Genomic DNA, 12,793 nt, shown 5'->3' on the forward strand with positions numbered 1-12,793 from the left:
CAACCCGTAAGGCCGTCTTCCTGCACGCGGCATGGCTGGTTCAGGCTCCCGCCCATTGACCAATATTCCCTACTGCTGCCTCCCGTAGGAGTCTGGCCCGTATCTCAGTGCCAGTGTGGGGGACCTTCCTCTCAGAACCCCTAAGGATCATCGCCTTGGTGCGCCGTTACCGCGCCAACTAGCTAATCCTACGCATGCCCATCTTCCACCGATGAATCTTTAATATAAATACCATGCGGTATACATATGCCATGGGGTATTAATCCGGGTTTCCCCGGGCTATCCCCCTGTGGAAGGTAGGTTGCATACGCGTTACGCACCCGTGCGCCACTCTCTGCCGTCCCGAAGGACAACATACCGTTCGACTTGCATGTATTAGGCCTGCCGCTAGCGTTCATCCTGAGCCAGGATCAAACTCTCCATTGTAAAGTATTTGTTGACGAAGTTGCCTGCATTACAATGCAGGCACTTCCCTTGTTCCTTACCGGATTACCCTTCTTTTTTTGTCGTTTCGTCTTACACTACTTCAATGAACTTCTCCCGCTGCCTTCAGCAACGGTCTGATGCATATACCATATGCCCGCTCTATGTTTACTCCCTTTCGCCCTGCAAAGGTAACGAAAAGAATTTCCTTTCGGAAAATGTTTACAGCGTTTTATTTTTAAAAGTTTTTCCAGCTATTGAACAACTTTTATTCTGTCTGCCGCCGCGCCTTTCGCACATCGGGAGGACAAAGGTAAAAGCTTTTTTCCTTTTGGCCAAAAACTATCTTCTCTTTTTTTTCAATCCGTCCAGGGATCCCTCTTTATCATCCGCCACAACCTATCACAACCCTTGAACTTTATCCCCCTGTCCGTCCAACAGGATCACAAAGGTACGAATTGGTTTCTCATTAGCAAGAAACAAGAAAAGATAAGTTACTAAAAATAAGTAAAACCATTGTAAATCAACGATATATTTTTTTTAAAGTATTTCAACCAGCCTTGTGTAAACAAAAAAATCCTGCTAAAACTAAAACGCTTCAGCAGGATCATAAACTTTCTTTCTTACAACAAATAAGTTATTTACTTCATGATGGTTTGTTTCCTGTCCGGACCTACAGAAACCATCTTGATCGGTACATTCAACGATTCCTCCAAGAACGAAACGTAACCTTTCAATTCTTCGGGAAACTCATCATAAGAACTCACATCACTAAGATCTTTGTTCCAGCCTTTACACTCCTTATAAACAGGCTCCAGCTTCACATCATTAATTTCGAACGGCAACTGGTCGATGACAGTACCATCAGCTAATTTATAATGGGTACACACCTTAATGATTTCAAAGATATTTAAAACATCTGCCTTCATCATGTATAGCTGGGTCACCCCATTTATCATGATCGAATAGCGTAAGGCCGGTAAATCTATCCAGCCGCACCTTCGTGGCCTACCGGTAGTGGAACCAAACTCATTGCCTTCTTTACGCATCCGCTCGCCATCCTGGTCAAACAGCTCGGTAGGGAATGGTCCGCTGCCCACCCTGGTACAGTATGCCTTGAAGATACCGAATACCTCTCCGATACAATAAGGTGCCACACCAAGTCCTGTACAGGCCCCTGCCGTCATAGTGCTACTACTGGTAACAAATGGATAGCTACCAAAATCAATATCCAATAATGAACCTTGGGCTCCTTCCGCCAGCACTTTATCTCCCGCTGCTATCGCCTCATTTACATCGTATTCACTATTGATAAGGTTGAGGGTTTTGAAAAAATCCACCGCTTCAAAAAAAGATTCCTCCAATTTAGAAAGCTCAGATATATCAAAATCATAAAATGCCAAAACAGCTTTATGCTTTTCCACCAAGGCGCCATACTTCTCACGAAAATCCGGGCTGAGAATATCCCCTACCCTTAGGGCTACCCGACCTATCTTATCTTGGTAAGTTGGCCCGATGCCTTTTAGTGTAGAGCCTATTTTTTTGTCTCCTTTGGATTTTTCGTAAGCAGCATCCAGTAGCTTGTGCGTCGGGATGATGATGGTGGCTTTTTTTGAAATGAATAAATTTTGCTGGTAGGCAATATTAAACTTCTTCAGCCCTTCGATTTCCTTTTTCAATACCACAGGATCCAGCACGACACCATTCCCAATGATATTCTTGAGGTTTTCCCTGAATATGCCACTTGGGATTTGATGAAGCACATGTTTGATCCCATCAAATTCCAGTGTATGACCTGCATTAGGACCTCCTTGAAACCTGGCAACCATATTATATTTAGGCGCGAGGAAATCAACTACTTTGCCTTTGCCTTCATCCCCCCATTGTAGGCCTAAAAGAACGTCCATTTTCATTGTATAGTAAGTATATGTCTATTTTAGATTTGTCAAATTCCGCGTGAAGTTTGCAATAACAAAAAAAAATAGCAACTCAATGCTACTTTTTTTATGCAAGTCCATCCAAAACGGCCCATTTGACACTTATTTTATTGCTGACCTGGCTGCTTCCAAAGAATCAAAAACGGTGAAAATATTATTGAGTTTGGTAATGACCAATAATTTCTTCACGTGTTCTGATGGCGAAGCTAAATACACCTCTCCTCCTACATTTCTCATTTTGGTAAGCATGGTGATCAGCACACCGATGCCACTACTGCTAATGTACCGCACCTCTTTCAAGTCGATAAGGCAGTTTTCTACTTTTTCTTGTATAGCATCAGAAATGATCTCTACTAATTTTGGCCCGGCCTCATCACCTATCAGGTCTCCTTGCAGGGACAGGATGATATTCTTGGCTTCTCTCTGAGCGCTATAGCTTAATTTCATATGATTCGAATTGATTTTTAACGGTCAATGCATCCCTTTGCTTACCAACGGAAAGAAAACCGATCGTGTTGTATTGGCTAGACGTATTGTGGTGTCACAAGTGCTACTTGACGAATTTTAAACAGCTAATTTATTTTCACAATCTTCCTTATTGCAATTCCCGTATAAAATTAAGGAATGGTGGAGAATATCGAAATTCAAAATCTCACCCACCGTATTTTGGATATTCTGAATCCTGGGATCACAAAACTCCATCACTTTATGACACTCGGTACAGATCAAATGATCATGCTGTTTGTATCCATAAGATTTTTCGTACTGCGCAAGATTTTGCCCAAATTGATGTTTGGTGACCAAATCACACTCCACCAACAGGTCAAGGGTATTATAAACGGTGGCTCTACTTACCCGGTAATTCTTGTTTTTCATACTGATGTAAAGCGATTCTACATCAAAATGCCCATCGCGCCCATATATCTCTTCCAAGATAGCATAGCGCTCAGGTGTTTTCCTTAGCTTTTTATTTTCCAGATAAGCAGTAAATATTTTTTTTACCTCTTCAAACAGCTTTTCGTTCAAGGCCATCTTTTATTGTGCTTTGTTTCTACAAATATACGCTTCTTATTTAGAAAAGATTCAAATAAGCACGCACTTATTTAGTCAAACCGGGTAACTTTGATCACCCCTTGGACTTCCATGAGGTTATGGATCAAATTATCCAAATGGTTTGTGCTGTGTACATACAGTTTGATGGACCCTTCAAAAAGCCCACTATCCGAATCGACCGTAATAGAACGCATATTCACCTTTAACTCACTGGAAATCACCCGTGTAAGATCATTTATCAATCCCACCCTATCGGTACCTACGATCTTCAATCCCGCCAAAAAGGCAATCTCTTGTTGGCTGGTCCACCGGGCCTTGATGACCCGGTTCCCATGATTGGAGAGCAATTCGAGGGCATTGGGACACGATGTCCGGTGGATCTTTATCCCCTCATTCACCGTAACGAAACCAAAGACATCATCACCAGGGATTGGATTGCAACATTTTGCCAAAATATAATCCACCACATCCATATCCTCCCCTATCAACAGCTGATCATGATCAGGGCCCTTGAGGTTTTTGATTTCTTTGGTAAAGGAAGACTCATCGGTCACATGCTGCAATGGACTCTTGACTTTCTTCTTTTTGATTTGTTTAAACTCCTTAAAACTCTTGATGGATGTAGGATCTATGATACCTTTTCCGACCTTAAAATAAAATTCGGTTGCCGTTTTGGTCTCAAAAAATGCCCGCAGCTGCTCCACCACCACAGAGGAAAAGTCCATCTTCATCTGTTTCAGCTTGCGCTGTACGATTTCCTTTCCATCCATGATCAGGCTTTTCTTCTCTTCCTTCAGGGCGTCCTTGATCTTTGCTTTTGCCCTTGAGGTGATGACAGACTTCAGCCAATCCTCGGAAGGTTTTTGTTTCTTGGACGTGAGAATTTCGACCTGATCGCCATTTTTAAGCTTGTGATTGATCGGCACGAGTCGCTGATTGATCTTGGCACCGATACATTTTTCACCTACTTCAGAATGGATTTCAAAGGCAAAATCAAGTGCTGTAGCTCCATAAGGCAAGACCTTCAGATCTCCCTTGGGAGTAAAGACAAACACCTCATCCTGGAAGAGGTTTCCCCGAAAGTCATCCATAAACTCAATGGCCGAGCCGTCATTGGATTCTAACAAGGTCCTAACCTGAGTGATCCATTTATCCAAGCCAGAACCGCTCTTGGAAGGACTGAGGTCCTTTTCTTTGTATTTCCAGTGTGCTGCATAGCCCCGCTCGGCGATATCATCCATCCTGGAAGTACGGATCTGCACTTCCACCCATTGGCCCGTATTGCTCATCACGGTGGTGTGCAGGGACTCATAACCGTTGGCACGGGGAGTGCTGATCCAATCACGCAGCCGGTCTGGATTTGGCCGGTAAAAGTCCGTAACTGCGGAGTATACCTGCCAGCAATCCGCCTTCTCGTTTTCATCTTCGGAGTCAATGATCACACGAATGGCAAACAAATCATACACTTCCTCAAAAGGTATGTTTTGTTTTTTCATTTTATTGTAAATGGAATAAACAGATTTTGGTCTGCCCTTGATCACAAACTTAAACCCCTGGGCAGTCAGCTCCCTTTCTATGGGTGCTGTAAAGCTCTTGATGAATTTATTCCTGGACAATCTTGTTTCTTTGATCTTACCGACAACAAACTGGTAGGTCTCCGTGTCGGTATATTTCAGGTAAAGATCCTCTAGTTCGGACTTGATACTGTACAGTCCCAACCGGTGGGCCAATGGGGCATAGAGGTACATCGTCTCTGAGGCAATCTTCAGCTGCTTATGCCGCGGCATACTTTGCAATGTCCGCATATTGTTCAGCCTGTCGGCCAACTTAATCAAGATCACCCTGACATCATCGGAGAGGGTCAGGAGCATTTTCCGGAAGTTTTCTGCCTGCTGGGAACTACCGTATTCAAAAACTCCGGATATCTTGGTAAGTCCATCTATGATCTTGGTGACCTTAGGGCCAAATTCCCGCTCTATATCCTCTAGCTCCCATTCGGTATCTTCTACCACATCGTGCAGGAGTGCCGCCACAATACTGGTCGTCCCCAGCCCAATTTCCTCTACACATACCAGCGCCACCTCAAGTGGATGATAGATATACGGCTCACCGGATTTCCTGCGCATTTCTTTGTGCGCATCACTTGATACATTAAAAGCCTTCTTGATCACCTTGGCATCACCATCCTTTAGAAGTGGCTTTGCCAATTTCAAAATCTTCCGATACCGCTTAAGTATCTCTTTTCTTTCTACCTCCAGATCTACGTTAATCATATTCTTTGTATGAAGTTATCCAACACTTCCGATTAGCTATTTGAAGTTATTTAGGTTATGCATATTTAATCACTAATTTGAACTTTTTTTCCCAAAGCCCCACCCCCCTTCATCTTGTTTATTCGTATTAATCGAAGTGGAAAATAAATATTCCTGACAATGAGCACATTATAAATTTTACGAATTTTTTGTTAATTTTTTACAGGGCATCTATTGCGCATTAAATTTTCCTTATTACCTTTGCATCCACATTACGGAAGCAACACGGCTTCCAACCATTCAAAAAGCGGATGTGGCGAAATTGGTAGACGCACTAGACTTAGGATCTAGCGCCGCGAGGCATGGGGGTTCGAGTCCCTCCATCCGCACTATTCAACCAGCCCTCAATCCCGAAGCAATACCCTCGACTATCACAAACTATGGTTTGGAAGTCAGACAGGGAAAAGGCGTCGAGGTTGAGGGTTTTCAGTTTATAGCAAAATTTAATCAATATAGCCTTGGAAATCAAATTAGACAAGCAATCCGCCAATCAAGCTTCTATTAAAATTAACTTAAATGAAGCAGATTATCAACCAAAAGTTGATGCCAAAATAAAGGACTACGCCAAGAAGGCCAATATTAAAGGATTCAGACCTGGCAAAGCCCCTATAGGCATGGTGAAAAAGATGTACGGAACGTCTGTCTTGGTTGAAGAAATCAACGACATCCTTTCTAAATCTTTAAGTGATTATATCAAAGAGCAGTCTTTCAAACTTTTGGGAGAGCCCCTTCCAGCAGTAGAAGATGCTGATGCTATTGACTGGAAAAACCAAAAGGAATTTGAGTTTGAATATAAAATAGGTTTTGTAGAGAATGTTAACATAACCCTTGACAAATCTATCAAAGCTACCGATTACAAGCTGAAAGTTGACAAAAAAGCCATAGATGATGCCATAGCCAACCTTCGCAGCCAATACGGCAAAATGACAAACCCGGAGGTAAGCCAAGAAAACGACTTCCTGTACGGTGACCTGAAAGCAGCAGATGGCTCTTTTGACCAAGCGCTTTCCCTTCCGCTATCGAAATTTGACGGCAGATCAGTGAAGAAATTCATCGGTGTGGAAAAAGGCGCTGAGATCGAATTTGACCCTTCCAAAGCGATCAAGTCTGACCTTGCCGAAGTTTTGGGCATAAGTGAAGAAGAAGCTGAAAAAGTTTCCGGAAACTATACTTTCACGGTACAGAATATCAACCGCACTGAAGATGCGGACATGGATCAGGAATTCTTCGATAAAGTATTCGGCCCTGACCAAATAAAAACCGAAGAGGAGTTTGTCGCCAAAATAGAAGAAATCCTAGGCGACAACTATAACAAAGAAACCAAGGTCTTCACCGAAGAGAAAATCAAGGAGGTCCTTACCGAAAAGGCAAACATCGAACTTCCCGAAGCATTCCTGAAGGAGTGGTTGATCAAAGCCAATGAAGGCAAAGTATCCCAGGAAGATGTAGAAAAGGAATTTCCGATCTACGCAAAACAACTGAGCTGGTCATTGATTTCCAATAAACTGGCCGAAGAAAACGAAATCAAAGCCGAGCATGAAGATGTGATCGCCAAGACCCAGGAAATGGTCAGAGAACAACTGGCCGCATCAGGACTGGGCGCTCAGATGGAAGACAACATGGACATGTTTGTCAACAATTACCTCCAAGGTAACGAAGGACAGAACTACATGCAGATGCTAACGGCCGCGCAAAACGATAAAGTACTTGATCTGGTGAAAGAAAAAATCACCCTTAAAGAGGAAAAAATCGATGTTGAGCAGTTTAAGGAATTAGTACAAAACTAATTTTAAGAATAAATCGTTATTAAAAAGTCCTTTTCTAAGGGCTTTTTTTATTTTTGTACTAATTCAAAAAAACGACAACATGATTAACAAAGACGAATTCAGAAAATACGCCATCCACAGCCAAGGAGTGAGCGGCACTGCATTTGACCAATATGCCCAACATATAGAAAACATGACAAGGTCGGTAATCGAAGAACGACCTACCAATTTCCGGGAAATCGACGTATTTTCCCGATTGATCATGGACCGCATCATTTTCTTGGGCACCCAGGTGGATGACCATATTGCTAACATCATCACCGCCCAACTGCTGTTTCTGGAATCAGTAGACAGTAAGAAGGACATCCTGCTGTACATCAATAGTCCAGGAGGATCTGTGTACGCCGGACTTGGTATCTACGACACAATGCAGTATATTAATCCTGAAGTAGGTACAATCTGCACAGGATTGGCAGCTTCTATGGGTGCCGTGCTATTGGCCGGAGGTGCTGCAGGAAAAAGAGCTGCCCTTCCCCACTCGAGAGTAATGATCCACCAACCATTGGGAGGAGCGCAAGGACAAGCTTCCGATATTGAAATTACTGCTAAGCAAATTTTGATATTGAAGCAGGAGCTTTTTGAGATCCTGGCACACCACTCGGGAAAAGACATCAAGGAAATCGAGCAAAACTCTGACAGGGATTACTGGATGAGAGCCCCAGAAGCGAAGGAATACGGCTTAATTGACGAAGTATTGACTAGAAAATAATAATCATGCCGCAAGTTACTTGCTCCTTTTGTGGGAGAAATAAGAAGGATGTAGACCTTATGGTCTCAGGAATTTCAGCACATATCTGTAATTTCTGCATCGACCAGGCCTATCAGATTCTTGGTGAAGAGGAAAAAACGAAAAAACAGGAAAAGAAGCCTAAGTTTAAGCTCCGAAAACCTAAAGAGCTGACCGAATACCTCAATAATTATGTAATCGGCCAAGACGAAGCAAAAAAGGTATTGTCCGTAGCGGTCTATAACCATTACAAGCGGCTTCTTCAAAAGGATAACAAGGATGATATTACGATAGAAAAGTCTAATATTATCATGGTAGGAGATACAGGTACAGGAAAGACCTATTTGGCCAAAACATTGGCCAAGATCCTGGAAGTCCCCTTCTGTATTGCTGATGCAACTGTTTTGACAGAAGCAGGCTATGTGGGCGAAGATGTGGAAAGCATCCTTACCCGCCTCCTTCAGTCTGCTGACTATAATTTGGAAGCTGCTGAAAGAGGCATCGTCTACATTGATGAGATCGATAAAATAGCCCGAAAATCAGACAATCCATCCATCACTCGTGATGTCAGCGGTGAAGGGGTACAGCAGGCCATGTTGAAGCTTCTGGAAGGCACTACGGTCAATGTCCCCCCTCAGGGAGGCAGAAAGCATCCTGACCAGAAAATGATCGCCGTAAACACGGAAAACATTCTGTTTATTTGCGGAGGTGCCTTTGACGGAATTTCCAGACATATTGCCAACAGACTAAATACGCAACCACTAGGTTTCAGCAAAAAGACTGAAAGCGACTTGGTAGACCGTAACAATCTGCTACAATATGTTACTGCTCCTGACCTGAAGTCCTTTGGACTAATTCCTGAGCTGATCGGTCGTCTTCCAGTGCTTACCCATTTGGATCCATTGGACAAAGAGACATTGAAAAGCATCCTTACCGAGCCCAAAAATGCACTCACTAAGCAATATGTGAAGCTAATGGACATGGAAGGGGTGAAACTGGAATTTGAGGAAAGCGGTATTGACTACATCGTCGAAAAAGCAGTGGAGTACAACCTGGGTGCGCGTGGGTTAAGGTCTATCTGTGAGGCCATCATCACAGATGCCATGTACGAACTCCCCTCGGACACAGAGACAAAAGAGCTCGTGGTCAATAGAAAATATGCCCAAAGGCAATTTGACAAATCGAAATTCAAAAAGCTACAAGTAGCATAAATGTTAAAAGGCTCAGGTTTAAATCTGAGCCTTTTTTGATTCCTTCTTTATTGTATTATATATTGGAACCAGCTAAGGTTTCATATATTAGCTTGGCTGTTTTTTCAGAAGCTTTTTCCTCGCCTATTTTTTCCCTGACCAATTTATATCCTTCCAAAACAGCTGCTTTACGTCGGCTGCCTCCCAGCAACCCTTGGAGCTCTTTGAAAAGCACCTCCTTATTATACTCCCCTTGGATCAATTCTTTGACCACTTCTTTCTCTGCAATCAAGTTCACCAGAGAAATAAACGGAACCTTGATCAGGCGCTTGGCAATGGCATAGCTAATACTACTGGTCTTGTACACTACCACCTGCGGGACATTAAACAGCGCTGTCTCAAGGGTAGCAGTCCCTGATGTGACCACCGCGGCATTAGCATAATAAAGCAGGTCATAGGTCTGGCCAAAAACAACCTTTATTCCATGGTCTTTAGCCATATCATAGACCTCTTGCGGGAGGTTGTTTACACCTGCTATGATAAACTGGACACCTGGAAAATCAGGAATGATCTTGACCATGTTCTCCAGCATATTCTCCACTTCTTGTTTTCTACTTCCCGGCAGCAGTGCCACAATAGGTTTATAGCTGATCTCATGCTTTTGATGAAAAAAATCATGGGGGGAAAATTTTTTGATTTCGTCTAGCAGGGGATTGCCTACATAATTTACTTCCCAGTCAAATTTCTTAAAAAACGCGGGCTCAAACGGCAGAATGGAATACAAATGATCTACATATTTCTTCAGCTTAAAAGCTCTCTTCTGGTTCCAAGCCCATACTTTTGGAGGAATATAATAATGGACTGGAATACCTTGATCATGTGCAAACTTGGCAATTTTCATGTTAAACCCACCATAGTCCACCAATACCAATGCATCCGGCTTATAGGCTAAGATATCTTTTTTGACCAAGCCGAGGTATTTTAAGACCTTGCGAAAGCCAAAAAGCACCTCCAAAAAGCCCATCAAGGCAATTTCATCATAATGGGCTACTACAGAAAGCCCCTCTTCCTTGCTATAATCTCCTCCCATCCCACGGAAATCAACCTTATTGTCAATTTGTTTTAGCGCGTGGAGCAGGTTGGACAAGTGCATGTCCCCTGATCGCTCACCTGCTATGACATAATATTTCATTGGTACGGAGGATTTTGGGTTGGAAGGTGGTAATATTTTAAGGTTATGCTGTTGGAAAGTTTTAAGTGTGGAAGGCTAAAAGGCATTAAAGCACCAACAAACAAGACAATGATCGTCCACTCACTCTCCGTAGTAATCCACAAAATTACGAGGGGTTTCATAGAGCTTCAGCTTGTAGAGTCCACCATGAGGGGTTATTTTATTCACCGCTGGCTGCAGGATTTTCCAAAACTCCATCACCAGGTTTTCGCAACTGGCCATCTTCCCCTGCATAAAATCCACGTCCACGTTCAGGTTTTTGTGATCTACCTTGTCGATGACAAGCGTTCTGATCAAGGTACTCAATGCCTTGAGGTCCACCACAAAACCCGTATCCTCATCAGGAAGCCCTTTTACGGTCACAATAAGCTCAAAATTATGCCCATGCCAATTGGCATTGGCACATGGCCCAAACACCTCTTTGTTCCTCTCTTCTGTCCAGTTGGGATTCCATAATTTATGAGCGGCATTAAAATGCTCTTTTCTAGAAACGTGTATCATGACTACTTTCAGATTTGAGGGCAAAGATACAAAAAACTCGCATTATTAAATGACAACACTTTGGCTGATTTAATCGCACTCATTTTAAAACAAGAAAGCCACCAACAAAATGTCCAGTGGCTTTCTATTCTAATTAAATTCGAAATAAATTCTATAAAGGATTTGGCTCCAGCTCAGGGTTAATGTTCAATTGCGATTGAGGAATTGGCCAAATTGCTTTTGGATCACCAGCCATAACGCCTACACCTGCATTTTCTACAGCCACACTAGGAGGAGTCACAGTCCTTAAAGGTTTTCCTGTCCTCAACAAATCCATCCTTCTATGCCCTTCGAAACATAACTCTTTACGCCTTTGATCATATATTGCTTCAAGCAATTCCTCAGCATTAGAAAAGTCCACCACTGTCCAGAGAGTTGTCAAACCCGCTCTATTCCTTACATCATTCACCAAGCTAATAGCTTCTTCGTCAACTGATTGATTTAGCTCCACTAAAGCTTCAGCTCTATTTAGCATAACCTCTGCTATCCTTATCGCATGATAATCACTCGAATTATCATTACCATTATCATACTTGAGTGTATATACCGCCGGATTTCCATTAAAATTGACATCCTCTACCTTAAACGTTCCTCTTATATCATCCGGCTCTTCAGCAAATAATGCTTCCAAGTTTGGAGAAAACTCTCCATCTCCTCTGCCCCCTTGGTCTCGCCCTGTGTAATAACCATCCCAAGAACCACTACTTGTTTCTGCATCGCTATCACTTTGCGGATCTGTTGCATTATTTTCAATAGAAAAGATAATTTCATCGTTAACGGTATTGTAAAAACTAAGGTCACTATTTAGCGAAAACCCACCTTCACTAATCACCAATTCCGCTGAGTTAGCAGCATTTTCCCAATCCTCCATGTACAAATACAATCTAGACAATAAGGCTGTAGCTGAATAAGAAGAAGCAAATCCTTGCTCTGCAGAGGGTGGTAAATTCTGTTCTGCAAACATTAAATCACTTTCTATTTGTGCATACACCTCTACTAAGGTATTTCGTGGCAAATTCAACACCTCCCCGGTAAATGGTTCCAAATACAAAGGAACTGATAGATTTTCTCCATTATTAACAAAATATGGCTGCGAATACAAGTTTGCCAATAAAAAGTATACCATTCCTCTAATATATCTTGCTCCAGCAATCAATTCGGCTTTCTCTTCATCTGTAGCATCCTCAATTTCAGGAACGTTGGCGATAATCGCATTTGCCCCTAAGATTACTTGATAACCATCTCTCCAAACTTCATCCACCGTACTATTTGCCGGTTGTACGGAGAAATTGTTAAAGTCCTGCAATGAAGGAAAGGATCCTGTAAAGTTTGCATTATCCGTGATAAAATCAGATATAAATTGGGGCTGACTTCCAAAAACGTGTAAGTCTTGCATTAAATCATAACAACCGATCAATACGCCTTCGGCATTAGTATAACTTGCAAAGGCTACATCTTCTGACAATGATTGCTGTGGCTTAATATCTTCTAGCCGGTCTGCACAGCCTGTAAGCAGCAGCGCGCAGGATAAAATTCTATATATTGTCTTCATTA

At 42.5% G+C, this 12,793-nt stretch carries 10 protein-coding genes, 1 tRNA gene and 1 rRNA gene (1 of these 12 only partly in view); 4 read left to right on the plus strand and 8 right to left on the minus strand.

The features are described 5' to 3' along the window. The 5 genes from FKX85_RS21100 to FKX85_RS21120 form a co-directional block, all read right to left on the minus strand. Positions 1-426 (minus strand): 16S ribosomal RNA (locus FKX85_RS21100); it reaches 1,097 nt to the left of the window's first position. A gap of 638 nt (positions 427-1,064) precedes the next feature. Beyond that, a complete protein-coding gene (locus tag FKX85_RS21105; protein WP_141616606.1) occupies positions 1,065-2,336 on the minus strand; it encodes an adenylosuccinate synthase in 1,272 nt (423 codons plus the stop codon). 126 nt (positions 2,337-2,462) lie between these two features. Next, entirely contained in the window at positions 2,463-2,807 is a 345-nt protein-coding gene (locus FKX85_RS21110; RefSeq protein ID WP_141616607.1) for an STAS domain-containing protein, read from the minus strand. Between the two features lie 117 nt (positions 2,808-2,924). Beyond that, positions 2,925-3,392, minus strand: a complete 468-nt coding sequence (locus FKX85_RS21115; RefSeq protein WP_141616608.1) for a Fur family transcriptional regulator — start codon at positions 3,390-3,392, stop codon at positions 2,925-2,927. A gap of 71 nt (positions 3,393-3,463) precedes the next feature. Next, positions 3,464-5,686 (minus strand): RelA/SpoT family protein, encoded by a 2,223-nt coding sequence (locus FKX85_RS21120; RefSeq protein ID WP_141616609.1) that lies wholly within the window; start codon positions 5,684-5,686, stop codon positions 3,464-3,466. A gap of 286 nt (positions 5,687-5,972) precedes the next feature. Here FKX85_RS21120 and FKX85_RS21125 point away from each other — a divergent pair. The 4 genes from FKX85_RS21125 (at position 5,973) to clpX (ending at position 9,489) form a co-directional block, all read left to right on the plus strand. Continuing rightward, positions 5,973-6,054, plus strand: a tRNA-Leu gene (locus FKX85_RS21125). Between the two features lie 129 nt (positions 6,055-6,183). Then, complete coding sequence (gene tig / locus FKX85_RS21130) at positions 6,184-7,512, plus strand: trigger factor (protein WP_141616610.1); 1,329 nt, start codon at positions 6,184-6,186, stop codon at positions 7,510-7,512. A 79-nt stretch (positions 7,513-7,591) separates the two neighbouring features. Further along, positions 7,592-8,260: an ATP-dependent Clp protease proteolytic subunit gene (locus FKX85_RS21135; RefSeq protein ID WP_141616611.1), complete on the plus strand. Its 669-nt coding sequence runs from the start codon at positions 7,592-7,594 to the stop codon at positions 8,258-8,260. Positions 8,261-8,265: 5 nt separating this feature from the next. Beyond that, complete coding sequence (clpX, locus tag FKX85_RS21140; protein ID WP_141616612.1) at positions 8,266-9,489, plus strand: ATP-dependent Clp protease ATP-binding subunit ClpX; 1,224 nt, start codon at positions 8,266-8,268, stop codon at positions 9,487-9,489. A gap of 55 nt (positions 9,490-9,544) precedes the next feature. Here clpX and lpxB read toward each other — a convergent pair whose 3' ends face one another. The 3 genes from lpxB to FKX85_RS21155 all read right to left on the minus strand — a co-directional run bounded on the left by lpxB (position 9,545) and on the right by FKX85_RS21155 (position 12,791). Then, a complete protein-coding gene (gene lpxB, locus FKX85_RS21145; RefSeq protein WP_141616613.1) occupies positions 9,545-10,660 on the minus strand; it encodes a lipid-A-disaccharide synthase in 1,116 nt (371 codons plus the stop codon). 120 nt (positions 10,661-10,780) lie between these two features. Then, the gene (locus FKX85_RS21150; protein WP_141616614.1) at positions 10,781-11,200 is read right to left on the minus strand and encodes a 6-pyruvoyl trahydropterin synthase family protein; all 420 of its coding nucleotides are present in this window, start codon (positions 11,198-11,200) and stop codon (positions 10,781-10,783) included. Between the two features lie 151 nt (positions 11,201-11,351). Beyond that, the gene (locus FKX85_RS21155) at positions 11,352-12,791 is read right to left on the minus strand and encodes a RagB/SusD family nutrient uptake outer membrane protein (RefSeq protein ID WP_141616615.1); all 1,440 of its coding nucleotides are present in this window, start codon (positions 12,789-12,791) and stop codon (positions 11,352-11,354) included. Between the last annotated feature and the right edge of the window lie 2 nt (positions 12,792-12,793).

This window comes from Echinicola soli, assembly GCF_006575665.1.
Taxonomy (GTDB): domain Bacteria; phylum Bacteroidota; class Bacteroidia; order Cytophagales; family Cyclobacteriaceae; genus Echinicola; species Echinicola soli.

Excerpts from the sequence above, each read along its gene's own strand:
- FKX85_RS21110 (WP_141616607.1), bottom strand. The coding sequence starts at position 2,807 with ATGAAATTAAGCTATAGCGCTCAGAGAGAAGCCAAGAATATCATCCTG.
- FKX85_RS21135 (WP_141616611.1), top strand. The coding sequence starts at position 7,592 with ATGATTAACAAAGACGAATTCAGAAAATACGCCATCCACAGCCAAGGA.
- FKX85_RS21150 (WP_141616614.1), bottom strand. The coding sequence starts at position 11,200 with ATGATACACGTTTCTAGAAAAGAGCATTTTAATGCCGCTCATAAATTA.
- FKX85_RS21115 (WP_141616608.1), bottom strand. The coding sequence starts at position 3,392 with ATGGCCTTGAACGAAAAGCTGTTTGAAGAGGTAAAAAAAATATTTACT.
- FKX85_RS21105 (WP_141616606.1), bottom strand. The coding sequence starts at position 2,336 with ATGAAAATGGACGTTCTTTTAGGCCTACAATGGGGGGATGAAGGCAAA.
- FKX85_RS21120 (WP_141616609.1), bottom strand. The coding sequence starts at position 5,686 with ATGATTAACGTAGATCTGGAGGTAGAAAGAAAAGAGATACTTAAGCGG.
- lpxB (WP_141616613.1), bottom strand. The coding sequence starts at position 10,660 with ATGAAATATTATGTCATAGCAGGTGAGCGATCAGGGGACATGCACTTG.
- clpX (WP_141616612.1), top strand. The coding sequence starts at position 8,266 with ATGCCGCAAGTTACTTGCTCCTTTTGTGGGAGAAATAAGAAGGATGTA.
- FKX85_RS21155 (WP_141616615.1), bottom strand. The coding sequence starts at position 12,791 with ATGAAGACAATATATAGAATTTTATCCTGCGCGCTGCTGCTTACAGGC.